The organism is Bradyrhizobium sp. LMG 9283 (genome assembly GCF_045571415.1).
GTDB lineage: Bacteria > Pseudomonadota > Alphaproteobacteria > Rhizobiales > Xanthobacteraceae > Bradyrhizobium.
This window is the reverse complement of the sequence record NZ_CP120691.1, coordinates 4,809,110-4,834,601: the sequence shown is the minus strand read 5'-3', so window position 1 is coordinate 4,834,601 and position 25,492 is coordinate 4,809,110. Positions and strand designations below refer to the sequence as shown.

Genomic DNA, 25,492 nt, shown 5'->3' with positions numbered 1-25,492 from the left:
CCGCGCAAAAAAGAAGCCGGCTGTGAGCCGGCCTCCTTCAACGCAATGTCGTGTCGGTCAGCAAGTCGCCTTGCCGCAGCGGGCAATGCCGATCTTTTCCCTGAGGCCTTCCACGCCGATGGCACCGACCACGATCTGCTTGCCGATCACGTAGCTCGGCGTGCCGTTCATGCCCATCGCTTCGGCGAGCTTGAAGTTCTCCTCGATGGTAGCGCGCACTTCGGGGCTGGCGATGTCCTTCTCGATCCTGGCGGTGTCGAGGCCGGCTTCCTTGGCCGCCTGCATGGCGCGCGCCTTGTCGGCGGCGCCGCGGCCGCCGAGCAGCTTCTGGTGGAAGTCGAGATATTTCTTGCCGGAGGGGTCCTGCATGCGCACGGCGACCGCGACCTGGGCCGCTTCGACCGAACCCTGGCTCAGCACCGGAAACTCCTTCAGCACGACCTTCAGCTTCGGATCGCTCTTCATGAGGTCGAGCATGTCGCCCATGGCGCGTTTGCAGTAGCCGCAATTGTAGTCGAAGAACTCGACGAAGGTGACGTCGCCGTCCTTGTTGCCGAGCACGACCTGGCGCGGCGAGTTGAAGATCGCATCGGCATTCTGCGCAATGCTGGCCTCGTGCTTCTGCGTTTCGGCCGCGGCCTGGCGCTTACTGAGTTCGGCCATGGCCTCCTCGAGCACCTCGGGATGGCTGACGAGATAGTTCTTGATGATCGCCTCGATGTCGGTGCGCTGGCTATCGGAGAAACCGTCGGCCGAGGCGGGCACGGCTGCGCCGAGCATGGCGAGCGCAAACAGTGCGGGAGCAAGCAGGCGCAGCGAAGGCATAGGCAAATCCTCTTGTTCAAAGCAGTTTCGAGAAACGTCCCGGTGGACTTGAGCTCGGTGTCGTGACGTCGTGGTCGGGCGTCGTTCGAGTTGCGTCAGTTGCGCGGCGACTTCGCCGCCACGATGTCGTCGGCCTTGACCCATCCGGGTGTGCCGACGGCGAAACGGGTTTTCGCGCGCGTGGCAAGCTCGCGGGCGGTCTTGTTGTCGCCGCGCAAGTAAGCGGCCTGGGCCGAGGCGAGATCTGCCTCGGCATAGTCTCCCTTCCGGCCGTAGGCCATCGCGAGCTGGGTATAGCCGAGCGCCGCCTCGGGCTCTCGCGCCACCGCAGCGCGGAGAATCCGAACAGCTTCGTCGGTGTAGGCTTTATTATCGGTTCCAACCAGGGCCTGCCCAAGTAACATCTCGATGAGGGGCGCGTTGTTCGAGAGTGCGACGGCCTTGCGCAGGGGAGCGATCGCCTCGGCCGGCTTGCCGCTTTCCAAAAGCGCCTGGCCGCGCACCTCGTAGAAGTACGGGTTGTTCGGCTGAACCTGGATCAGCGCGTCGATCTGGGAGAGCGCGCTGCGCAGATCGCCATGCAGATAGGTGCTGATGGCGCGGGCATAGCGCGCCGGCAGGCTGTCGTTGGTCTGTGGATAGCGGCGGTACACCGTCTCCGGCCGCTCCATGAAGGCGGAGATCTTGGCGCGGACCATGTCGTGCCGGAGCTGAAGCGCGGGATCGTCCTTCTTGTTCCAATAGGGGCTGGTGCCGGCGAATTCCTGGAGCGCGGCGACGCGCTCGGCCGGCATCGGATGCGACTGGAGATAGGGATCGGCGCCGCGCGAAGCGAACAGGCTCTCGCTGGTGAAGCGCTTGAACGTCTCGTACATGCCCTTCGGCGATTGCTGGGTCGCGGTCAGGAATTTCACGCCGGCTCGGTCGGCGTTCTCCTCCTGCTGGCGCTGGTAGGACAGCAGCGTGCGGCGGATCATCTCCTGCGGACCGGCGATCGCGGCCGCGCCGGCATTGGCCAGCCCGTTGTTGCCGGCGCTCGAGCTGCGGGTGCTGCCGGCTGCGATCGCGCCGGCGCCAAGCAGCATCGCGATGATCATCTGGGTCTGGGCCGTGGCGAGCTGCTCGCGCAGCTTGGACAGATGGCCGCCGGCCAGATGCCCGGTCTCGTGCGCGAGCACGCCGATGATCTGGTTCGGCGTTTCCGACTGGAGGATCGCGCCCCAATTGACGAAGATGCGGCGGCCGTCCGCGACGAACGCGTTGAACGAGCCGTCGTTGATGATCACCATCTGGATGTTCTGCTTCTCCAGACCCGCGACGCGCAGGATCGGGCGCGTGTATTCGCGCAGCAGCTGCTCGGTCTCGGTGTCGCGCAGGACCGGCGGCCCCTTGGCCTGTGCGCGCGCGGCCGAGAACGGCGTCAGCGCGATCGCCGTGGCCGTGACGAGGGCGGTGAGGGCGGAAGCCTTCTGGCGCAATGCGATCTGGAGCAACATCGAGCGGTCTGGGTCAAACGTCTTGGTCAAGCAGTTTCGTGATTGGTTTTGGCGATTGGCGGCGGACCGGATACGCGATATGCCCTTGTGAGCCGTGCCCCTTATGAGCCGTACAATGCGGCCAGTCTGGGGCGCAAGCGCCCCGTGTTCCGGACCGAACCGATCGGTTCGCCAGCGAATAGCAGAAATCGATGCACGATGCGACATTGAGGAACCGGTTGGGGCAGTGGCTCGAGCCCTCCCGCCGCAGCGATGTTCCCCCGTTCATAGTGATGGACGTCATGGCCGCGGCGGCCCGAATCGAGGCCGCCGGCGGCCATGTCATCCACATGGAGGTCGGCCAGCCTGCGGCCGGCGCGCCCAAGACCGCGATAGCGGCCGCCCATGCCGCGCTCGAGGCCGGGCGGATCGATTATACCTCTGCGCTCGGCATCGCCAGTCTGCGCGAGCGCATCGCGCGCCATTATCGCGACACCTATTGCTGTGACGTCAGCCCCGACCGGATCGTGGCGACCACAGGCTCCTCCGGCGGCTTCATTTTGGCTTTCCTGTCGATGTTCGAGCCCGGCGATCGCGTCGCGGTCACCGTACCGGGGTATCCGCCATACCGCCACATCCTCACCGCGCTCGGTTGCGAGCCCGTGCTGATCGAGACCACGAAGGAGACGCGCCATGCGCTCACCGGCGAGGCGCTGCTCGCCGCCCATCGCAAGGCGCCGTTGAAGGGCGTGCTGGTCGGCAGCCCCGCCAATCCGACGGGCACGATGATGTCCCGCGACGCGCTCGCGGGTCTCATTGCTGCCGCGGAAGACGCAGGCATCCGCTTCATCTCGGACGAGATCTATCACGGGCTCGATTACGCATTTCCCGCCGTGACGGCGGCGGCGCTGTCCGAGCACGCACTCGTGATCAACTCGTTCTCGAAGTATTTTTGCATGACGGGCTGGCGCGTTGGCTGGATGGTTGTGCCTGAAATTCTGGTGCGGCCGATCGAGCGGCTCCAACAAAATCTCTCGATCTCGGTGCCATCGCTGTCGCAGATCGCGGCAGAGGCTGCCTTCGACGGCGCGGCCGAGATGGAAGAGATCAAGCACGGCTATCAGGAAAACCGGCGTGTCCTGATCGATGGATTGCCCAAGGCTGGACTGACGAGATTCCTGCCGGCCGACGGCGCCTTCTATCTTTATGCCGACGTCTCGGACTTCACCTCGGACAGTTTCGAGTTTGCCAAGCAAATGCTGGAACAGGCCAGCGTGGCGGCAACGCCAGGCCTCGATTTCGATCCCATCCATGGCCGCTCATTCATACGGTTTTCCTATGCCCGCTCCCTCGATGAGATGAGGGAGGCAGTTGACCGGATCGCTCACTGGCTTAAATAGCCGCCAGTTTTCGACAGCCTTCCGGAGTTCAACTTGTCAGACCGTTCCGCCCCGTCCGCCGCTGTACCACATTCGTCTCTCGCCGCGTTGATGTGGCCGACGCGTCCGGGCGAAGCCGTCGGCGCGCTGCGCGCTTTCGTGCTGGTTGCGCTCGGCACCGCCTTGATGGCGCTATCAGCGAAGGTGAACCTGCCGCTGCCTTACGTGCCCATGACGCTGCAGACGCTGGTGGTGCTGATGATCGGCGCCGCCTATGGGGGGCGCCTTGGCAGCGCAACCATGATCGCCTACCTCGCCGAGGGTGCGATGGGGCTGCCGGTGTTCGCCGGTCCCGTGGGTGGGATTGCACCGCTGGTCGGCCCGACCGCGGGCTATCTGTTCGGCTTCGTGCTGGCTGCTTTCGTCACCGGCTGGCTCGCCGAGCGCGGATGGGATCGCAGCGTCGTGCTGCTGTTTGCGGCCATGGCTGTTGGCCACATTGTCATTCTGGCGGCTGGGTTCGGCTGGCTGGCGTTCGGTCTTGGTCTCGGCGCCGCCAAGGCCTGGCAGGTGGGCATCGTGCCGTTCATTGCGGCTTCACTGGTCAAGAATGCGCTCGGCGCGACCCTGATGCCGGCGGTACGCCGGGTTGTCGAGCGTCGCGGGTAAAACGCGCCATCGCGCGCAGTTCCAATTGACAGGGCCGGCCGAGTTGATCTTGGCTGGCCCAGTGTTTTGAGGGGGAGTGAAACCGATGACGACGACAACGATGGCGGAGGCGCCGGTCGCGCCGCCCGTCGCCAAGCCGTGGTACAAAGTCCTCTACGTCCAGGTGCTGATCGCCATCGTGCTCGGCGCCATCGTCGGCTGGCTGTGGCCACAACTCGCCACCAACGAATGGATCAAGGCGCTCGGCGACGGCTTCATCAAGCTGATCAAGATGGTGATCGCCCCGATCATCTTCTGCACCGTCGTCTCCGGCATCGCCCACATCCAGGATGCGAAAAAGGTTGGACGCATCGGCGTCAAGGCGCTGGTCTATTTCGAGGTCGTCTCGACCTTCGCGCTGGTGATCGGTCTCGTTGTCGGCAATCTCGTCAAACCGGGCTCCGGCTTCGGCAATGCGGCGGCGAGCGAGGCCGCCGTTGCAAATTATGCCAAGCAGGCGGCAGGCCAGAAGTCCGTCGACTTCGTGCTGCACATCATTCCGGACACCGTCGTCGGCGCCTTCGCGCAAGGTGAAATCCTCCAGGTGCTGCTGTTCGCGGTGCTGTTCGGCTTTGCCTTGATGAGCCTCGGTGAGCGCGGCCACACGATCCGCAGCTTTATCGACGATGCTGCGCATGCGGTGTTCGGCGTCATCTCGATCGTGATGCGCGCGGCGCCGATCGGCGCGTTCGGTGCGATGGCCTACACGATCGGCAAGTTCGGCACCGGCGCGATCCTCAATTTGATCGGCCTGATCGCGACGTTCTATGTCACGGCTGCACTATTCGTGTTCGTCGTGCTCGGCTTCATCGCACGCATGGCGGGGTTCTCGATTCTCAAGTTCCTCGCCTATATCAAAGACGAGCTGCTGATCGTGCTCGGCACCTCGTCCTCGGAAAGCGCGCTGCCGTCCTTGATGGAAAAGCTGGAGCGGCTTGGCTGCTCCAAGTCGGTGGTCGGTCTCGTGGTGCCCACGGGCTATTCGTTCAACCTCGACGGCACCAACATCTACATGACGCTGGCGACGCTGTTCATCGCCCAGGCGCTCGGGGTCGATCTCTCCTTCAGCCAGCAGCTCACGATCCTGGTCGTGGCGATGCTGACCTCGAAGGGCGCCTCCGGCATCACCGGTGCCGGCTTCATCACGCTGGCGGCAACGCTCGCCGTGGTCGATCCGCGCCTCGTGCCGGGCATGGCGATCGTGCTCGGCATCGACAAGTTCATGAGCGAGTGCCGCGCACTGACCAATCTGTGCGGCAACGGCGTCGCCTGCGTGATCGTGGCCTGGTGGGAAGGCGAGCTCGACCGCGACAAGCTGAACGCCAACCTCTCCAAGCAGATCGATCCGACCGACATGGAGACGGCGATCACCACGGACTGATCCGATCTGACAGCGCGAGCCGCGCTGTCAGGCCTTGAAGTAATAGGGCTGGTCGAGATCCTCGATCAGCCCTTTTTCTTGTGCGCCAGGCACGGCGCGGAGCGCCGTGACTGGCGCGATTTGATTGGAGTGGTGTCCGATCGATGACTTGGAGGTGAGAGTCCTCTACGGACCCTGGTGATGGGAACCGTTAGCCGAACAGCAAGGGCGTCGTCGCGAGGCGGGGTCTGAAGGAAGCTGTAAGCAAAGTGCCGGCCTGACGAACAGGAAGCGCATAGGAGGCGTCCGCATCCGGGCGAGGGAGCAAGAATTCCCGAAGCCCAATATCACCCGGAGGATGCGGCCGTAGATGCGACAGGTACATGGCACGAAGGTCACGCGACTAACCCTGGGAGATCTGTCGTCCTGCCCCCGGCAACGGGTGTGCTACCGGCGCCGCAAGGCGTCGGGATGGGGCGGCAGAAGTCAGCAGAGGCCGTAGTAGCCGGCAGACCAAGCCGGTGAAGGGCCGAACGTCGAGTACCGGAGGAGGCCGGTCTGTCGATGGTGGAAGCAGATGCAGACGATGGCGCTGAGATGCGTCATGCCCGCTCCGAGGGCAGCGGCCGGAAGCCGCCAGAGCAGGAGGCGGGTGCATCAAACATCGCGGCAAGATCGCAACCTTCCCCTCCGGAGGTGGAAGTGCGGCTGATAGAGAAGATCGTCAGCCGAGCGAACATGATGGCGGCTTACCATCGGGTGGTGGCGAACAAGGGCGCCGCGGGCATCGATCGGATGACTGTGGAGCAGTTGCAGCCGTATCTGAAGGAGCATTGGCTGCGCATCAAGGAAGAACTGCTGGAAGGCCGCTATCGGCCGCAGCCGGTGCGCGGGGTGGAAATCCCCAAGCCCGGTGGAGGGATGCGCCAATTGGGCATCCCGACGGTGGTGGATCGGTTGATCCAGCAGGCGATGCATCAGGTGCTGATGCCGCTGTTCGATCCAGGCTTCTCCAAGGCTTCGTACGGCTTCCGTCCGGGGCGCAGCGCGCACGATGCGGTGCGTGCCGCGCGAACGCACGTGGCCGAGGGCCGACGCTTCGTCGTCGACCTTGATCTGGAGAAGTTCTTCGACCGGGTGAACCATGATGTGCTGATGGCACGAGTGGCCCGCCGGGTCGCGGACAGGCGGGTGCTGCGGGTGATCCGCCGCTACCTGCAGGCTGGATTGATGACGGGTGGGATCACGACGGCACGGAGCGAAGGCACGCCGCAAGGCGGTCCTCTGTCACCGCTGCTGTCGAACATCCTGCTCGATGACCTGGACAAGGAGCTCGAGCGACGAGGCCACGCCTTCTGCCGTTACGCCGACGACTGCAACATCTATGTGCGGACGCGGCGGGCCGGCGAGCGGGTGATGGCGTCGATCACGCGCTTCCTGACCGAGCAGCTGCGGCTCAAGGTCAACGCAGCAAAGAGTGCTGTTGACCATCCCTGGGCGCGTACCTTCCTCGGTTACACCATGACCGCTCACAAGCAACCGCGCCTGCGGGTCGCGGCCAAGAGTGTGCAGCGGTTGCGGAGCAAGCTGAGGACGACGTTGCGCCAAGGGCGCGGACGAACCCTGGCATCGACTGTCAGAGCCCTAACCCCCATCCTGCGCGGCTGGCTGCAATACTTCCGGCTGGCGGAGGCCAAAGGGGTGTTCGAGGAGCTCGACGGCTGGATGCGGCGCAAATTGCGCTGCGTCCTCTGGCGCCAGTGGAAGCGACCGCGGACACGCCGCAAGCGCTTGATGCAACGCGGGCTCGATCCGGAGCGGGCATGGCGGTCGGCCTCCAACGGCCGAGGCCCCTGGTGGAACGCCGGGGCCAGCCACATGAACGATGCCTATCGCGCCGCCTTCTTCACGCAACTCGGCTTGCCGTCTCTCATCGAACTGCACCGCCATCTCAATCGTGCTTGACGAACCGCCGTATACGGAACCGTACGTACGGTGGTGTGGGAGGGGGAAGCCGCGAGGCTTCCTCCTACCCGATTGGGCTCCCAGCCAAGCGCAGCACGTGTCTTCGCGCTCGAGGTCGGAACATCGACGGCCGCAAATCGGGCAAACCACCCGAAATGGGACTCGGCTTCGTCAGTGGATTTCGAGACCACGGGCACGCCGAGCCTCTTGCCGATCACTTGCAATCATCTTGAACGGCACGCCTTCCTCCGCGATCGCGTGATAGCGCTTCGCGGATGCGCCTTGCTCCAGTGCGAGGCGATAGACGCACCGTCGGCCGATGTGCTCGACCGCATCGCGCGGGCGTTGATGCTGACGGATATCGAGCGCGAGCATCTGTTCCTGATCGGCCTCGGCCGTCCGCCCGAGGTGCGCTACCAGGCGGTGGAGGGTGTCTCACCGCGGCTGCAGCGCGTACAATCCAGCGACGCCCGAGGATGCCGAGCGCATCAGGACACTGCTTGCCGAGCGCGCCGAGGGTTAGAACCGCTCGGGCCGGTATGGCGTCGGATCGACCGCCGGCGTCTCGCCGCTCATCATCTCCGCGAGCAGGCGTCCGGTGGCGGGTCCGAGCGTAAAGCCCTGATGACCATGGCCGAAGTTCATCCAGAGGCCGGGGTGGCGCGGGGCGCGGCCGAGCACCGGCAGCATGTCGGGCGTGCAGGGCCTCGTGCCGAACCACGGATCCGGCTCGACCCGTTTGCCGAGGTCGACCAGCTCGCGTGCCGAGGCTTCGGCGCTGGCGAGCTGCACCGGTGTCGCGAGTGCGTCCGCGCCAGTCAATTCCGCGCCGGTAGTGATGCGAATTCCCTTGGCCATCGGGCCCATGGCGTAGCCACGGGCCTTGTCGACCAGCGGCAGGTCGAGCGAAGCGCCGCCGCTATAATGCATGTGATAGCCGCGCTTGCGCACCAGCGGGATGCGATAGCCGAACTTGTACAATAGATCGGGCGACCACGGTCCGAGGGTTACGACGGCATGCGCGGCATCGATGCGCCCCTGATCGGTGTCGACCGACCAGCCGGTCGCGGTTTGCCGCAGCGACTGCGCATCACCGAGCACGATCCGCCCGCCGAGGCGCGCGAACAGCTCGGCATAAGCCGTCACCAGCGCACCCGGATCGGACACGGTCCAGGTGTCGAGCCAATGGATCGCGCCGGGGAGATCGTCGCGCAGGATCGGCTCGGCTTTTGTCAATTCGCTGCCCGACAGCACGCGAAAGTTCACGCCGAATTCGCGCTGATCTTGCTCCGCGTCCCTGATCGAGTGCTCCAGGGCGGCGGCATCGCGGTACAGCGCCCGGTAGCCGGCGCGGCGGATCAGATTGTCGGCGTGGGCCTCGCGGATCAGGACGTCGTGCTCGCTCGTCGCGTAGGCGATCAGGCGCGCCCAGCCGGCGATCGCCTCGCGATGCCGCTTCGGCGCCGAATGCCACCAGTAGCGGAGCAGGGGCTCGATATGGAGATGGAGGGAGGAGAGGCTGTAGCGCACGTCGTTGGTGCGGCCGGTCGCGATCTTCAAGAGCGAGGCGAGATCGCGCGGCATCGGATAGGGCCGCACCGCTTCCGCCTGGATCATCCCGGCATTGCCGTAGCTGGTCTCGCGGCCGGGCTCCCTGCGGTCGACCAGCGTGACCGACCAGCCGCGCTGCTGCAGATGCAGCGCGGCACCCACGCCCACCATGCCGCCGCCGAGAATGATCGCGCTTTGCATCGGAAGCAATTCTCCTGTCAGGCCCGGGTCTTGGCTGTGTGAAAATGCCGAGATGGATGAGAGCGATAGAAGAAGTTGTTCGTCCAAGGCTGATCTAGCGCTCATGCTCGCAAGCGATTTCAAGTTAGACGGCGAACTGAAGAACGTTATTCTATCCGTCTTTCGCATTCTCTCGTTTTTACACAGCCAGGGTCATTCCCAGGTGAGGAAATCTGGTGCGGCCGATAGCGGCGGTGCTGCGGCGAGACGTGCGAAGTCGGGCATGGGCCGGCACAATTGCGCATCGTTCGCGAACGCAGCCTCGATGCTCGCGGCGACCGAGAGCACGATGGCATCGCCGCCGCGCGGGCCGACGATCTGGAGGCCGAACGGAAGGCCAGCTTCATCGAGACCGAGCGGAATGCTGATCGCGGGATGGCCGGCGAGCGTGACGGCATAGGCGAGCGCGAGCCAGTGGAAATAGGATTTGGTCGGTACGCCGTCGATCTCGGCGGGATAGAGCTCCGACCACGGCCGCGGGCTCAGCGTGATGGTTGGGCTGATTAGCACGTCGCAATTTGCGAAGAAGGTCTGGTAAGCGCGGTAGATCCGCGTCTGTGTCGTGGCAGCGCGGGCATGGTCCTCGAGCGTGTAGCCGAGGCCTTCCTCGACATTGGCGCGGACGTTGGGGCCGAGCATCTCGGGACGCTCCTTGTAGTTCTTGCCGTGCGTCGCGAGGAACATGCCCGCGCGCAGCACGGCGAAGGCGTCGTCGGCGCCGGTGCAGTCGGGGCTCGCCTCGCGGCATTCGGCGAACAGAGACGCGAGCTTGCTCACGCGGTTGCGGAACACGCGGCGGATCGCCTGCTCGGTCGGTGCGAAGCCGAAGTCTTCGGTGAAGGCGAGACGCAGCTTGCCGAGATCGGCAGGGCGCGGCGCGGCCCAGCGCTCGGCACGGGCGCGCAACGGTTCGCCGGGCAGGGTGTAGGCGAGCGGATCGCGGGCATCGTCGCTCGCCATCACCGAGAGCATCAGGGCGGTATCGGCGACGTTGCGCGCCATCGGCCCGTCGGTCGAGAGGTTCGACCAGCCGAAGATGCGCTTTTCGCTCGGTACGAGTCCGTAGGACGGGCGCATCCCGACGATGCCGGAGAAGCCGGCCGGATTGCGCAAGCTTCCGCCGGTGTCGGAGCCCGAAGCGAGCGGGGCCATGCCGCAGGCGAGTGCCACCGCCGAGCCGCCGGACGAGCCGGCCGCCGAGCGCATGGGATCGAACGGATTGCCGGTCGCGCCGAACACGGGATTGCGGGTGTTGCCGCCGGCCGCCCATTCCGGCGTGTTGGTCTTGCCCAAGATGATGGCGCCGGCCGCGCGCAAGCGGGCGACCGAACCCTGATCAGCGGCCGGCACGTTGTCGCGCAGCAGGGGACTGCCATAGGTGGAGCGCATCCCGGCGGTGTCCTGGGTGTCCTTGATGAGGACGGGTAGGCCGTGCAGCGCGCCGCGATCCTCGCCGCGGAGGATTTCCGCCTCGGCTGCCTTTGCGGCTGCGCGTGCGCCCGGCTCATCCAGCGTCACGACGGCGTTGACGGCGCCATTGACGGCGGTGATGCGCGACAGGCAGGCGTCGAGGAGTTCGACAGGCGAGATCGCGCGCGCGGCCAACATGCGGCGCAGCTCAACGGCGCTGGAATCACAAAGCTCTGACAACGCTGGTCCTCTTCCAAATCGTGAAACGACTTAGCACATCGGAAGCCGGGTTGGATGCGCTGCACCCCAGTTTTGTGCGCCGGACGATGTTTGCGAGGTCGCCGGCATCTGTCTCGGCCGCGCCATCGCTACCGCCAGCCTCACGCAGGCGAGATGGCCTTCGCGCGAAGGACATCGGTGCACAACGAAAAACGCCCGGCTCGGCCGGGCGTTTCCATGAGTGTCGGCTTACTCGCCGCCGCCGAAACGGCGTGACCACCAGCCGGCGCGGCGCGGCGCGGCCGGGGTTTCGCTTGCGGCCTCCGGCGCGGGCTCGGGTGCCGGCGCGGGCGCGCCTTCGGTCGCCTGCGCCACCGGCGTTGCGGGCTCGGGCTGACTGTTCAGCAGGAAGCTCACCTTTTCCCGGACCGTGGAGCGGCGCCGCGCGGTCTTGTCGCCGGCGGGCTCTTCTTCTGGCGTCACGGTTGCGGCGGGAGCCGGCTCCGGCTGGGCCGGCGCTTCGGTCTGCACCTCGGCGAGCGGCTCAGGCTGCGCGACTTGCGGCTCGGTGGTGTGCTCAGTCTGCGCGATCGAGGGCGCAGCCTCGCTGCCGAAGTCGTCGAAATCGGCCACCGCACCGGCAGCTTCCGGCGGCGGATTGGCGCCGAGTTCGTCGTTGATGGATCCCGCCAGACCTTCCTCGCCGCCACCGCGACGGCGGCGTCCGCCGCGGCGACCACGCCGGCGCCGGCGCTCGCCGCTGCCCTGCTGCTCGCCACGGGCTGCTTGTTCCTCGCCTTCCTCGCCGTCCTGCTCGGACTCGGTCTCGTCTTCACCTTCACCGGCCGCCATGGCCGCTTCGGGTAGCGTGGAGGCGGTATCCTCGCGCAACTCGCTCTCGCGCTGGCCACCGCGGCCGCGCCGGCGGCGGCGGCGCTTGCGGCGTTGGCCGTCCTGCTCGGAGGCTGCCTCGCCGGCAGCCTGCTCGTCAGCAAGACCTTCGGTCTCGTCGGTCTCGACCTCGGATTCAGTCTCCAGGTCAAACCCATCCTCGTCGTCATAGGCTTCTTCGGCCAGTGGCGGCGGGCTTGCAGCAGCTTGCGCTGCGAGCAGCGCCTTGGCGGCTTCGAGCGTATGCACCTGCTCGCCGCGGTCGATCACATAGGCCTGCGGACCGCTGACGCTGGAATCGGCGATCACCGACAGCGTAACCTTGAAGCCGTTCTCGAGGTCGCGCAGATGGCCGCGCTTGTGGTTCAGCACGTAGAGCGCGACGTCGGTGCGGGTGCGGACCACGAGGTTGTGGGTCGCGCCCTTCATCAGGATCTCTTCGAGGCCGCGCAGCAGCTGGAGCGCCACCGAGGATACCGAGCGGACGTGGCCGGTGCCGCCGCAATGCGGGCACGGATCGGTCGAACTCTCCAGCACGCTGGCGCGGATGCGCTGGCGCGACATCTCCAGGAGGCCAAAGTGCGAGATGCGGCCGACCTGGATGCGCGCGCGGTCCTGCCTGAGGCAATCGGACAGCTTGCGCTCGACCGCGCGGTTGTTGCGCTTCTCGTCCATGTCGATGAAATCGATGACGATCAGGCCAGCGAGGTCGCGCAAGCGAAGCTGGCGGGCGACCTCTTCGGCCGCCTCCAGATTGGTCTTGAGCGCGGTGTCCTCGATGTGGTGCTCGCGGGTCGAGCGTCCGGAGTTGACGTCGATCGAGACCAGCGCTTCGGTCTGGTTGATCACGATGTAGCCGCCGGAGCGCAGTTGCACGGTCGGCGAGAACATCGCATCGAGCTGGCTCTCGACGCCCATGCGTGAGAACAGCGGCTGGCCGTCGCGATACTGCTTCACCGCGCTGACATTGGCGGGCATCAGCATCTTCATGAAGTCGCGCGCTTCGCGGTAGCCGGATTCGCCGGCGACCTGGATCTCGTCGATCTCCTTGTTGTAGAGGTCGCGCAGCGAGCGCTTGATCAGCGAGCCTTCCTCGTAGACGAGGGTCGGGGCCTGCGACTTCAGCGTGAGGTCGCGTACCGTTTCCCACATCCGGATCAGATATTCGAAGTCGCGCTTGATCTCCGGCTTGGTGCGGGAGGCGCCGGCGGTGCGCAGGATGATGCCCATGCCCTCGGGCACGTCGAGATCCTGCACCACTTCCTTGAGGCGCGAACGATCCTGCGCGCTGGTGATCTTGCGGCTGATGCCGCCGCCGCGCGCGGTGTTCGGCATCAGCACGGCGTAGCGGCCGGCGAGCGAGAGATAGGTCGTCAGCGCCGCGCCCTTGTTGCCGCGCTCTTCCTTGACGACCTGCACCAGCATCACCTGGCGGCGCTTGATGACTTCCTGGATCTTGTACTGACGGCGCGGGCGGAAGGTGCGCTCCGGCACTTCCTCCAGCACGTCGTCGCCGCCGACGGATTCGACGACTTCCTCTTCGGCGTCCTCGCCGTCCTCGTCTTCGTCGTCCTCGCCGGCTGTTTCCACGGGCTCGGCCTGCGGCGCTTCAGTGCCCTCGCCGGCGGCGTAGACGGCATCGGCCGGCTCGGCGGCTGATGTCACGGCTTCAGCCAGAGGTTCGGCATGCGCTTCCGCGGCATGAGCTTCGGGGGCGGCAGTCTCGAAGGTTTGGGCCGGCTGCGGCTCGGCAACGGTCTCGGTCGCGACCACGGGCTCGGCGCCGACCGCGGCGACAGGCGCCGGCGTCTCATCGGCATACTCATGGTCGTGAGGATCGCGCTCGCCCTCATGACCATAGGCGTGATGGTGCTCGTCATCATGGGCATGATGATGATCATCGTGATCATGTTCGCCATGATCGTGATCGTGGCCCTCGTGCTCGCCGTGATGCTCCGCCTCGGCGTGCAGATGCTCGCCCTCGGCATGCTCCGGCAGCGCCGCGTCCTCGACGGGCTGGGCGACGGGATCGGCCCCCGCGTCGAGGCCTTCGACGATATCGCTGCGCACGCGCTCGCCATGACCGCGGCGGCGGGCGTTGCGGTGGCGCGAACGGCGGCGGCCGTGGGAGCGGTTCTCGCTCTCTTCCTCGGCCTCGCGATGGGCCTGTTCCTCGGCCTCGATCAGCGCCTGCCGGTCGGCGACCGGGATCTGGTAGTAGTCGGGATGGATTTCGCTGAAGGCGAGGAAGCCGTGGCGGTTGCCGCCATATTCGACGAAGGCGGCCTGGAGCGAGGGTTCGACCCTTGTGACCTTGGCGAGGTAAATGTTCCCGCGCAGTTGCTTGCGTTGCGCGGTCTCGAAATCAAACTCTTCGACGCGATTGCCGCGGACCACGACGACCCGGGTCTCTTCCGGGTGGGTGGCATCGATCAACATCTTGTTCGGCATGTCTTAACTCTTGGCGGCGGCGGACGCGATAAACCGTGGGCGCGTATCGCGCCGCCGGGTGACGCGACGGTCCACCTGATTCGGGGGTGAGGGGAAGGCCGAAACGCCGTCTCTCGCGCCTTGCCGAACCGGAAGCTTCAGGACCATTGCGACGCGCGGGATTGTCACTCCGCAGCGTCGCGAATGATCCTTCAGATTTCGTCGGCACAGTCTGGCGCATCAAGCGTCGGCCCGTATGAAACATTGGGCGGCGAGGCCGCCCTTCAATCAGTTGCTGCTGGCCAGGCACGGCGCGAGCGCGCTCGCCTTGGGGATCACGAACCGCTCCCTTGGGATCAAGGGACCGGGTAATGGGTTACGTCGCTGTCAGAACCGTCCCGGTAACATGAGTGGTAACCCGAGACCGTCCGCCGCCGGGGCTTGACCCGCTTCACCTCGCTGCCGCGCACCGCGCTGGTCTTAGAGGGAAGCAGAAAACGCTGGAATTCCCAAATCTTGGGAGTTCCGGCGCTGCACCGGAAGGCTGAATGCGACACAACCGGGAATATCGGCCGTCAGCATTCCGTACATACGAGGAATGAGCCATCCGTGCAAGGGAGCGTCGCACGGCGGTCACAGTCGGCGAGTTTTGCGTTTCCGTCATTAAGGAGCGATTAACCCTGTGGTTCTATTGCGTTAAGAGAGCTGCTCGGAGGCACGGAATCGGTGGCGAGCCGCACAAATCGACAGGTTTTGCTGGGAGGCGTGTTGCTGTGCATCGCGGCATTGCCGTGCGCTGATTCCTCGCGCCTCATTGCTGCGGAAAGCCAACTGCAACCCGCTGTTGCGGCATCGAATTTTCCAGTCGCCTCGGCCGCCCGGCTGGCCGGTGACGGCAAGCAGACCCGCTTCATCCTCGACCTCGACCAGACCGTCACCTTCCGCGCCGTCACGCTGGCCGACCCCTACCGCGTCGTGGTGGATGTGCCGCAAGTCAATTTTCAGCTGCCCGCCGGTACCGGGAGCGGGGGACGGGGGCTGGTCAAGGCCTTCCGCTACGGACTCGTCATGCCCGGTGGCTCGCGAATCGTGTTCGATCTGACCGGACCGGCGAAAATCGCCAATTCCTACGTGCTCGAGGCGGCCAACGGCCAACCTGCCCGGCTCGTACTCGAGCTGGAGGAGGTCGATCGCGCCGCCTTCGTGTCGTCGCTTGCTCCCGAAAACCGCCCTGAGCTGCGGCCCGCGATCGCGGAGTCGCCGCCAGCCACGCTTCCCAGCCCGGCGGCCCCGGAAGCCACGCAGCAGAAGGCCGATGGCCGGCCGGTGGTCGTGATCGATCCCGGGCATGGCGGCATCGACAACGGGACGCAATCGGGCGGCGAGAGCGAGAAGAACCTGGTGCTGGCTTTTGGCCTGGCGCTACGTGACAAGCTGGAGAAGGCCGGCAAGTATCGCGTGGTCATGACGCGGGACGACGACACCTTCATTCCCCTCAATGACCGGACCAAGATCGCCCGCAATCTCAAGGCGGCCTTGTTCGTCTCGATTCATGCCGATGCGCTGCCGCGTGCCGAAGGCGATGCGCAAGGCGCGACCATCTATACGCTCTCCGACAAGGCGTCCGACGCCGAAGCCCAGCGGCTGGCGGATGCGGAGAACCGGGCCGATGCGATCGCCGGCTTCAACCTCGCGGAGGAGCCGACCGACGTCGCCGACATCCTGATCGACCTCACGCAGCGGGAAACCCGCACTTTTTCAAACCGTTTCGCCCGCCTCTTGATGGGCGAAATGAAGCAGACGGTGCGGATGCACAAGCATCCCCTGAAGTCCGCCGGCTTCCGGGTCCTGAAGGCCCCCGATGTGCCTTCGGTGCTGGTCGAGATCGGTTATGTCTCCAACAAAGGAGACCTCGAGCACCTGGTCTCCGAGGGGTGGCGATCCCGCGCCGTGGGCTCGATGGCACAGGCGATCGACGGATTTTTGACCAAGCGGATGGCCACAGCCGGGACGTCGAACTGAAACGGTTTGTTCCTCCCGACCCAAAGGCCCTAGTTTGGCCACAGCGGACGCTTTATAAAAACGCCGCAGGGGGTTCCGGAATCGGCGAGAATCCTGTTCGGCAAGCGTCTTAAGTCCGGCATTGATGTGATTGCGTAAGCCGGTGAATTCGCGACGTGAGGTTGGCGCCTGTTTGGGGTGCCAAAGGGCTGATACTGGGCTGATCCAGAGTTTGAACGGATAAACAGATAATGCGCTTGCTGGTGCGGTTCATGGGCTTCCTGTTCGCCGCGGGAACAGTGGTGTTCCTTGTTGGTGTCGGGGCCGTGGCAGGCCTGATCTGGCATTTCTCCAAGGATTTGCCGGACTACTCTCAGCTACAGGATTACGAGCCGCCGGTGATGACGCGTGTGCACGCGGTCGATGGTTCGCTGCTCGGCGAATACGCCAAGGAGCGGCGGCTCTATCTGCCGATCCAGGCGGTGCCCAAGCTCGTGATCAACGCGTTCCTCGCGGCCGAGGACAAGAATTTCTACGAGCATGGCGGCATCGACTACACCGGCATGGCGCGCGCCGGATTGCTTTACCTGCAGAACTACGGCTCCAACCGTCGTCCGCAGGGGGCTTCCACGATCACCCAGCAAGTCGCCAAGAACTTCCTGCTCACCAACGAGGTCTCCTTCGCCCGCAAGATCAAGGAAGCCTTGCTCGCGATGCGGATCGAGAAGACCTACTCGAAGGACAAGATTCTCGAGCTGTACCTGAACGAAATCTATCTCGGCCTCGGCGCCTACGGTATCGCGGCTGCCTCGCTCGTCTATTTCGACAAGTCGGTGAACGAGCTGACGGTGGCGGAAGCTTCCTATCTCGCGGCGCTGCCGAAGATGCCGGCGACGCTGCATCCGGTCCGTAACCGCGACCGCGCCATCGAGCGCCGCAACTACGTCATCGACCGTCTGCTCGAGAACGGCTGGATCAAGCAGGCCGACGCCGACAAGGCGCGCAAGGAGCCGCTGGCCGTCACCAGCCGTTCCAACGGCGCACACACCTTCGCCGGCGAATATTTCGCCGAGGAAGTCCGCCGCGACATCTTCGAGCGCTACGGCGAGAAGAAGCTCTACGAGGGCGGCCTGTCGGTTCGCACCACGCTCGATCCGAAGATCCAGGTGATGGCGCGCAAGGCCATGGTCGCCGGCCTCGTGAACTATGACGAGCAGCAAGGTTATCGCGGCGCCATCAGCAAGCTCGATATCTCCGGCGATTGGGGCGTGAAGCTCGCCGAGATCAAGTCGCTGTCGGACATCTCGCCGTGGCGAATGGCGGTGGTGCTGGAGACCAGCGATCAGTCCGCGCGCATCGGCTTCCAGCCAAGCCGCGAGCTTGGCGGGGCCGTCAGCAAGCAGCGCGAGACCGGCATCGTTACGGTCGACGGCGTGCGCTGGGCGCGGGCCGCGCAGGGCGGCACGAAAGGCAAGACGCCGACGGCGGTGTCGCAGGTCCTTCAGCCCGGCGACGTGATCTATGCCGATCCGCTCTACAAGGATGGCCAGCCCGTCGAGGGCCAGTACCGGCTCCGTCAGATTCCGGAAGTCTCCGGCGCCATGGTGGTGATGGATCCCTGGACCGGCCGCGTGCTCGCGATGGTCGGCGGCTTCTCCTTCGACCAGAGCCAGTTCAATCGCGCCACGCAGGCCTATCGGCAGCCGGGTTCGTCGTTCAAGCCGATCGTCTATTCGGCCGCGCTCGACAACGGCTATACGCCCTCGACCGTCGTGCTCGACGCGCCCATCGAAATCGACCAGGGGCAGGGCGCCGGCGTGTGGCGGCCTGAAAACTTCTCGTCCGGCAAATTCCAGGGACCGGTGACGCTGCGCAACGCGTTGCGGCAGTCGCTCAACACGGTGACGGTGCGCCTCGCGCAGGACATCGGCATGCCGCTGATCGGCGAATACGCCCGCCGTTTCGGTGTCTATGACGAGCTGCCGAACTATCTCTCCTATGCGCTCGGCGCCGGCGAGACGACGGCGATGCGCATGGTCACGGCTTACTCGATGCTCGCCAATGGCGGCCGCCGTGTGAAGCCGACGTTGATCGACCGTATCCAGGACCGCTACGGCCACACCATCTTCAAGCACGACCAGCGCGAATGCCGCGGTTGCGATGCGCCGGGCGGCTGGAAGAACCAGCCCGAGCCGCAGCTGATCGACCGCCGCGAGCAGGTGCTGGACTCCATGACTGCCTATCAGATCACCGAGTTGATGGAAGGCGTGGTTCAGGCCGGTACCGCGACCGTGATCAAGGAGGTCGGCAAGCCGATCGCCGGCAAGACCGGCACCACCAACGAGGCCAAGGACGCCTGGTTCGTCGGCTTCTCGCCGGACATCGCCGTCGCCATCTATATGGGCTACGACAAGCCGCGTCCGCTCGGCAAAGGTAATGCCGCGACCGGCGGGCATCTGGCTGCACCCATCGCGCGTGATTTCCTCAAGCTGGCGCTCGCGGACAAGCCCGCCGTTCCGTTCAAGGTGCCGGCCGGCATCAAGCTGGTGCGCGTCGTCGCCAAGACCGGCATGCGCGCTGGCCCGGGCGAGACCGGCGGAACGATCCTCGAAGCCTTCAAGCCGGGTACCGCGCCTCCGGATAATTACTCCGTCATCGGCGTGGCCGATGCCGACGGCCGCATGCCGGCCTCGCAACAGCAACAGCCCGACGCCGGCTTCTTCATGCGGCCGGGCACCGGCGGACTGTACTAGGCCGCGGATAAGACAGACGATCGCGGTTCCGGCGGTTGCGCTTTGCAGCCGCCGCCGCTACATCCCCATCTCGAATTGCACGCGGGATTCCGCGAGACACGAGAACGACATGCGCGCCGAAATCGAACGGTTGGTAGAAGAGATCAAGCAGTCAGTCGGGCTGCTGAGGAGGCATCTTTGACGTCGAGAAATCGACGGCGCGCCTCGCTGAGCTGAACAAGCTCGCAGAAGATCCCAATCTCTGGAACGATCCCCAGAAAGCCCAGAAGCTGATGCAGGAGCGCACCTCGCTGGAGGATGCGCTGTCCGGCATCGGCAAGGTCGAGCAGGAGCTCGAAGACGATATCGGCATGATCGAGCTCGGCGAGGCCGAAGGCGATGACGGTGTCGTTGCCGAAGCCGAAGCCGCGCTGAAGAACCTCAAGAAGGAAGTGGCGCGCCGCGAGCTCGAGGCGTTGCTGTCGGGCGAAGCCGACCGCTTCGATTCCTATCTCGAGGTTCATGCCGGCGCCGGCGGCACCGAGAGCCAGGACTGGGCGCAGATGCTGCTGCGCATGTACACGCGCTGGGCCGAAACCCACGGCTTCAAGGTCGAGTACCTCGAAGAGTCCGAGGGCGAAGAGGCCGGCATCAAGTCCGCGACGATCCAGGTCTCGGGCCATAATGCCTATGGCTGGCTGAAGACGGAGGCGGGCGTGCATCGCCTGGTGCGCATCTCGCCGTTCGATTCCAACGCACGGCGGCACACCTCGTTTTCGAGCGTGCAGGTATTCCCCGTCATCGACGACAGCATCAAGATCGACATCAAGGAATCCGACGTCCGCACCGACACCATGCGTTCGGGCGGCGCCGGCGGCCAGCACGTCAACAAGACCGAGTCCGCAGTGCGCCTGACGCATATTCCGACCGGCGTCGCCGTGGTCTGCCAGGCCGGCCGCTCCCAGCACAAGAACCGCGCGCAGGCCTGGGACATGCTGCGCGCGCGGCTTTACGAGATCGAGCTGAAGAAGCGTGAGGAAAAGGCCGCCGCCGACCAGGCTGCCAAGACCGATATCGGCTGGGGCCATCAGATCCGCTCCTACGTGCTGCAGCCCTACCAGATGGTGAAGGATCTGCGCACGGGCGTGCAGACGTCCGATACATCGGGCGTGCTCGGCGGCGATCTCGACGAGTTTATGGCCGCGACGCTGGCCCAGCGCGCGTTCGGCACAACCGCCGGCGATGTCGAGGACGTGGACTAGCCATGCCCCGCGTCGCCTTCATCGGATTGGGGCGGATGGGCCATGGCATGGCCGGCCGCTATCTCGATGCCGGCTTCACGGTGACGCTGTGGAATCGCAGCAAGGCCAAGGCGGAAGACCTGATCGCGCGCGGCGCGCTTTGGGCGACCTCGCCGGAGGATGCCGCGATCGATGCCGACGCGATCGTGACCATGGTCGCCGACGATGAGGCCTCGCGCGCGGTCTGGCTGGGGCCGAACGGCGCGGCCAAGACGGCGAAGGCCGGCACCATAGCGATCGAGTGCTCCACCGTCTCCTATGAGCATTCTCACGAGATGGGCCGCGAGCTCAACGCGCGCGGGCTGATCTATATCGATTGCCCCGTCACTGGCCTGCCGGACGCGGCGGCGGCCGGGAAGTTGACGCTGCTGGCCGGCGCCGATGCGGCCGATCTCGAGCGTGCGCGGCCCTATCTCGAACCCATCGGCTCGACGATCCGCCATTTCGGCCCGGTCGGCGCTGGCACGGTCTACAAGCTCATCAACAATCTCTTGGGCGCTATCCAGATCGCCGGTCTCGCCGAGGGCCTTGCCATCGCCGAACAGGCCGGGCTCGACATGAACCTGGTGCTGGAGTCGATCCAGGCAGGCGTGGCCGCAAGCCCGCAGGTGCAGCGTCACTCCAGGCGCATGGTTACCCGCGACTTCAGCGGCGCGACGTTCACGGCAGCGCTGCGGCACAAGGATGCCGCTTATGCGGTGAAGCTTGCCGAGAGCCTGCTCGCCGACAAGCCGCTGGTCGCGCGCGCCGCCGTCGAGGCCTACGCGCAGGCGAATGCGGCGATGCCGGATGATGACGAAGGCAGGATGATCGAGCTGGTGTCGCGACCGAAGAAGCCGTCTTAAGCTGGGCGCATCAGCATGGGGCAGCCTCGTTCGGAACGCGGTCTCGGCATCGCCCTCGTCGTCGCCGCCGCGATCGCCTGGAGCACGGCACCGTTCTTCACCCGCCTGCTGCCGTTCGACCCCTGGACCATCCTGTTCTGGCGCGGCCTGTTCGGCGGCAGCCTCATCACAGTTTTTCTCGTGCTGATCCAGGGGCGCGGCGCACTGCGGCAATTGGCGGCTCCGGGACGCGGCGGCCTGCTCGTCGCGTCGTTGTCGACGATAGGCATGGTCTCCTTCATCCCCGCGCTTCAGATGACCAAGGTGATGAACGTTGCGGTGCTGATCGCAACGCAACCGTTTGTCGCTGCGGCGCTCGCATGGCTGTGGCTCGATGAGGCCGCAACGTGGCGGACGCTGATCGCGAGTCTCGTCGCCTTCGCCGGCGTGGCCATCACGGTCGGCGGCGTCGCGGCAGGCGCCGATATTGGCGGCGTCGCGCTAAGCTGTCTGATGGTGCTCGCCATCTCGGCCATGACCGTCGTCGTTCGGCGCCACAGGGAGACGTCGATGGTGGCGGCAGCCGCGCTCTCCAACTTCCTGGGAAGTCTCGTCAGCCTCCCGTTCGCGCACGACATTACCCATGTCAGCGGCCACAGCCTCGCGATCCTCGCGATGTTCGGCTGTCTTCAAGTCGCGCTCGGCCTGACGTTCTACATGCTCGGCTCCCGCCTGCTGCCGTCCGGACAGGCCTCCCTGATCGCGACGCTGGAAACGCCCTTGATGCCGTTCTGGGTCTGGGTTGCCTTCCGCGAGGTGCCTGCCGTCCATGCGCTCATCGGCGGTGCGCTGGTGATCGGGGCCGTTGTTGCCGACATTGCCGGCGATGCCCGGAAGCGCGAGAGATCTGAACCTGCGTCTTCGTGAAACCACGGGCCCCTTGTCGGAAATCGGGTGGGAACGTTCTCAGCTCCATCCTAGACGATGGGGTCGAGGTAAGACCCCATGCCCCCAAGCGACAACCGGATCGATGCGCGCGACTGGTCGCTGCTCGCTGTGCTCTCGATTCTCTGGGGCGGCTCGTTCTTCTTCAACGGCGCGGCTCTGCGGGAATTGCCGCCGCTGACGCTCGTATTTTTGCGCGTCGCGCTTGGCGCCGTGATGCTCCTGCCGTTGCTTCGGATGCAGGGGATCGGCTTGCCAAAAGACGCAATGGGTTGGACGCCGTTCGTCGTGATCGGGCTGCTCAACAACGTCATCCCGTTCTCGCTCATCGTGATCGGCCAGACCTTCATTCCGAGCGGGCTGGCGTCGATCCTGAACGCGACCACGCCGATGTTCACGGTGGTGGTGATGATTGCAGTGGGCGAGGAGGCCTTGCAGATGCGCCGCCTAGCCGGGGTGTGGTTGGGCCTTGCCGGCGTGATCCTTCTGCGCGGATGGGGCTTCGAGACAAGGCCAGGGCAGGGGCTCGGCATCCTGCTCTGCCTCGGCGGCGCATTGAGCTATGGCTTTGCGGCGCTGGCGGCGCGGCGGTTACTGAAGGACACAGCGCCGCTTGGGACAGCCACGTTTCAACTGATGGCGTCGGCCGTGATGATGGCGGTCGTCGCCGGCGTGGTGGAGCAGCCATGGCAGCTACCGGTACCGCGCCTTGCGACCTGGCTCGCCGTGCTTGGCCTCGCTGCGCTTTCGACCGCGCTGGCCTACATCGTCTTCTTTCAGATCGTGCGGCGCTCGGGCGCGAGCAATGTCATGTTGGTGACGTTGCTCATTCCCGTCACCGCCATCCTGCTGGGCTGGCTGGTGCTGGGTGAGCCGATCTCCATGCGCGAGATCGCGGGCGCAATCGTCATCGGCAGCGCGCTGCTGGTGATTGACGGGCGGGCACTCGGTTTGCTGCGCCGTAGCGCGTGAGCTCCCGGCCGCCAGTCGCTTCTCTGGCTCTTCGGCTCCGAAGGAGAGAAGCCGGACTCAGCCCGCGCTGAGCCGCACACCGGCGCGCAAGAATTTCTGCGGATCCACCGCTTCGCCTTCTATGCGGGTTTCGTAGTGCAGATGCGGACCGGTGGAACGGCCAGTGGAGCCGACGAGTCCGACGACCTGGCCGATCTTCACGATCTCGCCGACCTTGACGTTGATCTCGGAGAGATGTCCGTAACGGGTCGAAAGCCCGTTGCCGTGGTCGACCTCGACCATGCGGCCGTAGCCGCCGGACCAGCCGGCGGAAACCACCTTGCCGTAGGCGGTGACGCGGACGGGGTCACCCGTGGCGGCGCGGAAATCGAGGCCGGTGTGCATCGCGGGCCGGCCCAGGAAGGGATCGCTGCGCACCCCGAAGCCGGAGGTGAACTCGACCTCGCCGATGACGGGCTTGCGGTAGGGCACCAGCGCCAGCGTGCGGTTGAGACGGTCCATCTCGGCGCGCGTGGTGTTGATGCGATAGAGCTGCTTCTCGAACGGTCCGGCATTGGCCGTCAGCTTGACGGGGACGAACGGCCCGCCCATCGCGGTGCGCGGTACCGCGGCTTCGAGATGGGCGAGGTTCAAGCCGAGATCGCTGACCACGCCGCGCATCCGGCGCATGCGTGAATCCATGCTTTCCTCGACGGCGTTGAGCGCCGCCATCTGGCGCCGCTCGACCTGATCAAGCGACGTCGTGAGCCGGACCAGGACGTTGTCGAAACCCTGGTTCTTGGCGAATTGGCTGGTCGGCGCTGCCACCACGGTCGGCGCGCGCGATTCGAGGCGCGCTTCGCGATCCGGCGGCGCCACGAAGATGACGGTGTCGCTGATCGGCGACGGTTTCGGCGTGGCTTGGCTTGAATCGCCGCGCTGCGGGGCGGCGCGGGGAATCGAGCCGGTCACGTCGGGCATGGCGCCGAGCGCCGTGGCCCGGGACTCCAGCGCCGTCTGCCTCTTCATGATCTGGTCGAGCTTCTGGTCGAACTGCTCCTGGTCGAGCAGCTGGCGGCTGGTGGTGCGGTCGACTTTGGCGCGCAGTTCGGCGATGCGGTCCTCATAGGCATACTGCATTTCGGCCTGGCGGGCGATCAGCCGGGTGAGGACGTCGTCACGGAATGCAAAATAGGTGGCCGTCGCTGCCGACCACAGCCCGAGCAGCACCACGGTGCCGACCACGATCCAGAACACCACAGGGCCAAAGCGGACCTGCTTGCCGGCATGGACGATCGTGTAAGCGTCGTCGGCCGCCGGCAGGGGAGTCGCGGTTGCCGCCGCCGCCGCGGCGGCCGGATGGCGCTGGAAGGCCCGTCCGTGGTCGTGAGGATGATGTTGGGGGTAGTGCGAGTATTGGACAGAACTTTTCGACATCGGCACTCCCGCGCCGGTCGGATGGGTTCCTTGCGGCTCAATTGCCGCAGCAATCTGGGCTAGTCATGGTTAATTTTCCGGAAATGGGAACGCGCGAATTTAAAGGACTGGTTAAAGACTTCTTGCCGCCTCCAGCACCTCGTCCGCATGGCCGTCAACCCTGACGTTGCGCCAGACCCGGGCCACCTTACCGTCGGCCCCGACCAGCACCGTGGTGCGAAGGATTCCCAGGAAGCTCTTGCCGTACATGGATTTTTGGCCCCAGGCGCCATAGGCCTCCAGCATCTCATGTTTCTCGTCCGAGATGAGGGGGACGCCGAGCTTGTGCTTGTCGCGGAACTTCTCCTGGGCCTTTAATGGATCGGCGGAGATGCCAAGCACGGCGGTGCCGGCGGCAGCGAAGGCGTCGGCCAAGCGGGTGAAATCAATCGCCTCCCTTGTGCAGCCGGGCGTGTCGGCCCGGGGGTAGAAGAACAGGACGAGCTTTCGGCCGGCATAGTCCGCCAGCGTGACCACGTCGCCGCCGTCGCGAGGTAGGCGGAAGGCGGGGGCCTTTTGGCCCTCGGCCAAGCCGGATTTCGCCGCAGCCGGGGAGGCCGATTTGGATGAATTTAACTGTTTCGATGCGGCCTTATGCGATCCTGCTTTTGCTATGGTCCCGGTTGATTTGCTTGCCGGTCTCCGCTGTGTTTTCGCGGACCTTGTTTGAGTCGATGCCCGCGTTTTTGCGGTCTTCCTTTTCGCAGTCGGACTGCCGGAGGACGTTTTGGACGATTTCTTTCGGGATTTCTTGGACATACGCCTTCCTTTCGACGCTTTCGGCGGGTCAACCGGAGCGGTATTGCAGC

At 65.4% G+C, this 25,492-nt stretch carries 17 protein-coding genes and 2 pseudogenes; 11 read left to right on the top strand and 8 right to left on the bottom strand.

Annotation, left to right across the window (positions count from 1 at the left end; genetic code table 11):
- Positions 1–57 precede the first annotated feature (57 nt).
- On the bottom strand, positions 58–825 hold the full coding sequence (locus tag P6U29_RS22825; protein ID WP_407112387.1) for a DsbA family protein: 768 nt from the start codon (positions 823–825) through the stop codon (positions 58–60).
- Positions 826–920: 95 nt separating this feature from the next.
- A complete protein-coding gene (locus P6U29_RS22820) occupies positions 921–2,321 on the bottom strand; it encodes a M48 family metalloprotease (protein WP_407119396.1) in 1,401 nt (466 codons plus the stop codon).
- 191 nt (positions 2,322–2,512) lie between these two features.
- Here P6U29_RS22820 and P6U29_RS22815 point away from each other — a divergent pair, with 191 nt between their 5' ends.
- The 4 genes from P6U29_RS22815 (at position 2,513) to ltrA (ending at position 7,712) form a co-directional block, all read left to right on the top strand.
- On the top strand, positions 2,513–3,700 hold the full coding sequence (locus P6U29_RS22815; protein WP_407112386.1) for a pyridoxal phosphate-dependent aminotransferase: 1,188 nt from the start codon (positions 2,513–2,515) through the stop codon (positions 3,698–3,700).
- A gap of 90 nt (positions 3,701–3,790) precedes the next feature.
- Complete coding sequence (locus P6U29_RS22810) at positions 3,791–4,348, top strand: biotin transporter BioY (protein WP_407119395.1); 558 nt, start codon at positions 3,791–3,793, stop codon at positions 4,346–4,348.
- 85 nt (positions 4,349–4,433) lie between these two features.
- The gene (locus P6U29_RS22805) at positions 4,434–5,768 is read left to right on the top strand and encodes a dicarboxylate/amino acid:cation symporter (protein WP_407112385.1); all 1,335 of its coding nucleotides are present in this window, start codon (positions 4,434–4,436) and stop codon (positions 5,766–5,768) included.
- A gap of 543 nt (positions 5,769–6,311) precedes the next feature.
- Entirely contained in the window at positions 6,312–7,712 is a 1,401-nt protein-coding gene (gene ltrA / locus P6U29_RS22800; RefSeq protein WP_407112384.1) for a group II intron reverse transcriptase/maturase, read from the top strand.
- Between the two features lie 62 nt (positions 7,713–7,774).
- Here ltrA and P6U29_RS22795 read toward each other — a convergent pair.
- Positions 7,775–8,018 (bottom strand): annotated as a pseudogene (locus P6U29_RS22795) (3-beta hydroxysteroid dehydrogenase); the annotation flags it as partial.
- Between P6U29_RS22795 and P6U29_RS22790 the strand changes: the two are divergent.
- A pseudogene (locus P6U29_RS22790) lies at positions 8,019–8,168 on the top strand (transcriptional regulator); the annotation flags it as partial.
- Between the two features lie 63 nt (positions 8,169–8,231).
- On the opposite strand, the gene P6U29_RS22785 reads toward P6U29_RS22790, so the two are convergent.
- The 3 genes from P6U29_RS22785 to P6U29_RS22775 all read right to left on the bottom strand — a co-directional run bounded on the left by P6U29_RS22785 (position 8,232) and on the right by P6U29_RS22775 (position 14,474).
- On the bottom strand, positions 8,232–9,464 hold the full coding sequence (locus P6U29_RS22785; protein ID WP_407112383.1) for an NAD(P)/FAD-dependent oxidoreductase: 1,233 nt from the start codon (positions 9,462–9,464) through the stop codon (positions 8,232–8,234).
- A gap of 192 nt (positions 9,465–9,656) precedes the next feature.
- On the bottom strand, positions 9,657–11,153 hold the full coding sequence (locus P6U29_RS22780) for an amidase (protein ID WP_407112382.1): 1,497 nt from the start codon (positions 11,151–11,153) through the stop codon (positions 9,657–9,659).
- Between the two features lie 228 nt (positions 11,154–11,381).
- On the bottom strand, positions 11,382–14,474 hold the full coding sequence (locus tag P6U29_RS22775; protein ID WP_407112381.1) for an Rne/Rng family ribonuclease: 3,093 nt from the start codon (positions 14,472–14,474) through the stop codon (positions 11,382–11,384).
- Positions 14,475–15,179: 705 nt separating this feature from the next.
- Here P6U29_RS22775 and P6U29_RS22770 point away from each other — a divergent pair.
- From P6U29_RS22770 to P6U29_RS22745, 6 genes are all read left to right on the top strand, one after another.
- A complete protein-coding gene (locus tag P6U29_RS22770; protein ID WP_407112380.1) occupies positions 15,180–16,475 on the top strand; it encodes an N-acetylmuramoyl-L-alanine amidase in 1,296 nt (431 codons plus the stop codon).
- A gap of 230 nt (positions 16,476–16,705) precedes the next feature.
- Positions 16,706–19,207 (top strand): penicillin-binding protein 1A, encoded by a 2,502-nt coding sequence (locus tag P6U29_RS22765; protein ID WP_407112379.1) that lies wholly within the window; start codon positions 16,706–16,708, stop codon positions 19,205–19,207.
- A 109-nt stretch (positions 19,208–19,316) separates the two neighbouring features.
- A protein-coding gene (prfB, locus tag P6U29_RS22760; protein WP_407112378.1) for a peptide chain release factor 2 occupies positions 19,317–20,448 on the top strand; the annotation gives its coding sequence in 2 pieces (ribosomal slippage) (positions 19,317–19,385 and positions 19,387–20,448; 1,131 coding nt in all).
- 2 nt (positions 20,449–20,450) lie between these two features.
- On the top strand, positions 20,451–21,332 hold the full coding sequence (locus P6U29_RS22755) for an NAD(P)-dependent oxidoreductase (RefSeq protein ID WP_407112377.1): 882 nt from the start codon (positions 20,451–20,453) through the stop codon (positions 21,330–21,332).
- A gap of 15 nt (positions 21,333–21,347) precedes the next feature.
- Positions 21,348–22,238 carry a DMT family transporter gene (locus tag P6U29_RS22750; protein WP_407112376.1) on the top strand — a complete coding sequence of 297 codons (891 nt, stop codon included), beginning with the start codon at positions 21,348–21,350 and terminating at the stop codon, positions 22,236–22,238.
- 78 nt (positions 22,239–22,316) lie between these two features.
- Positions 22,317–23,228 carry a DMT family transporter gene (locus P6U29_RS22745; RefSeq protein ID WP_407112375.1) on the top strand — a complete coding sequence of 304 codons (912 nt, stop codon included), beginning with the start codon at positions 22,317–22,319 and terminating at the stop codon, positions 23,226–23,228.
- 57 nt (positions 23,229–23,285) lie between these two features.
- Here the strand turns inward: P6U29_RS22745 and P6U29_RS22740 are convergent, their stop codons facing one another.
- The gene (locus P6U29_RS22740) at positions 23,286–24,644 is read right to left on the bottom strand and encodes a peptidoglycan DD-metalloendopeptidase family protein (RefSeq protein ID WP_407112374.1); all 1,359 of its coding nucleotides are present in this window, start codon (positions 24,642–24,644) and stop codon (positions 23,286–23,288) included.
- Positions 24,645–24,755: 111 nt separating this feature from the next.
- Entirely contained in the window at positions 24,756–25,442 is a 687-nt protein-coding gene (locus P6U29_RS22735; protein ID WP_407112373.1) for a peroxiredoxin, read from the bottom strand.
- Positions 25,443–25,492 lie beyond the last annotated feature (50 nt).

Coding starts and splice junctions, on each gene's coding strand:
- P6U29_RS22750 (WP_407112376.1), top strand. CDS start 21,348: ATGGGGCAGCCTCGTTCGGAACGCGGTCTCGGCATCGCCCTCGTCGTC.
- P6U29_RS22765 (WP_407112379.1), top strand. CDS start 16,706: ATGCGCTTGCTGGTGCGGTTCATGGGCTTCCTGTTCGCCGCGGGAACA.
- P6U29_RS22815 (WP_407112386.1), top strand. CDS start 2,513: ATGCACGATGCGACATTGAGGAACCGGTTGGGGCAGTGGCTCGAGCCC.
- P6U29_RS22825 (WP_407112387.1), bottom strand. CDS start 825: ATGCCTTCGCTGCGCCTGCTTGCTCCCGCACTGTTTGCGCTCGCCATG.
- P6U29_RS22810 (WP_407119395.1), top strand. CDS start 3,791: ATGTGGCCGACGCGTCCGGGCGAAGCCGTCGGCGCGCTGCGCGCTTTC.
- P6U29_RS22785 (WP_407112383.1), bottom strand. CDS start 9,464: ATGCAAAGCGCGATCATTCTCGGCGGCGGCATGGTGGGCGTGGGTGCC.
- P6U29_RS22735 (WP_407112373.1), bottom strand. CDS start 25,442: ATGTCCAAGAAATCCCGAAAGAAATCGTCCAAAACGTCCTCCGGCAGT.
- P6U29_RS22805 (WP_407112385.1), top strand. CDS start 4,434: ATGACGACGACAACGATGGCGGAGGCGCCGGTCGCGCCGCCCGTCGCC.
- P6U29_RS22740 (WP_407112374.1), bottom strand. CDS start 24,644: ATGTCGAAAAGTTCTGTCCAATACTCGCACTACCCCCAACATCATCCT.
- ltrA (WP_407112384.1), top strand. CDS start 6,312: ATGGTGGAAGCAGATGCAGACGATGGCGCTGAGATGCGTCATGCCCGC.
- P6U29_RS22745 (WP_407112375.1), top strand. CDS start 22,317: ATGCCCCCAAGCGACAACCGGATCGATGCGCGCGACTGGTCGCTGCTC.
- P6U29_RS22775 (WP_407112381.1), bottom strand. CDS start 14,474: ATGCCGAACAAGATGTTGATCGATGCCACCCACCCGGAAGAGACCCGG.
- P6U29_RS22820 (WP_407119396.1), bottom strand. CDS start 2,321: ATGTTGCTCCAGATCGCATTGCGCCAGAAGGCTTCCGCCCTCACCGCC.
- P6U29_RS22755 (WP_407112377.1), top strand. CDS start 20,451: ATGCCCCGCGTCGCCTTCATCGGATTGGGGCGGATGGGCCATGGCATG.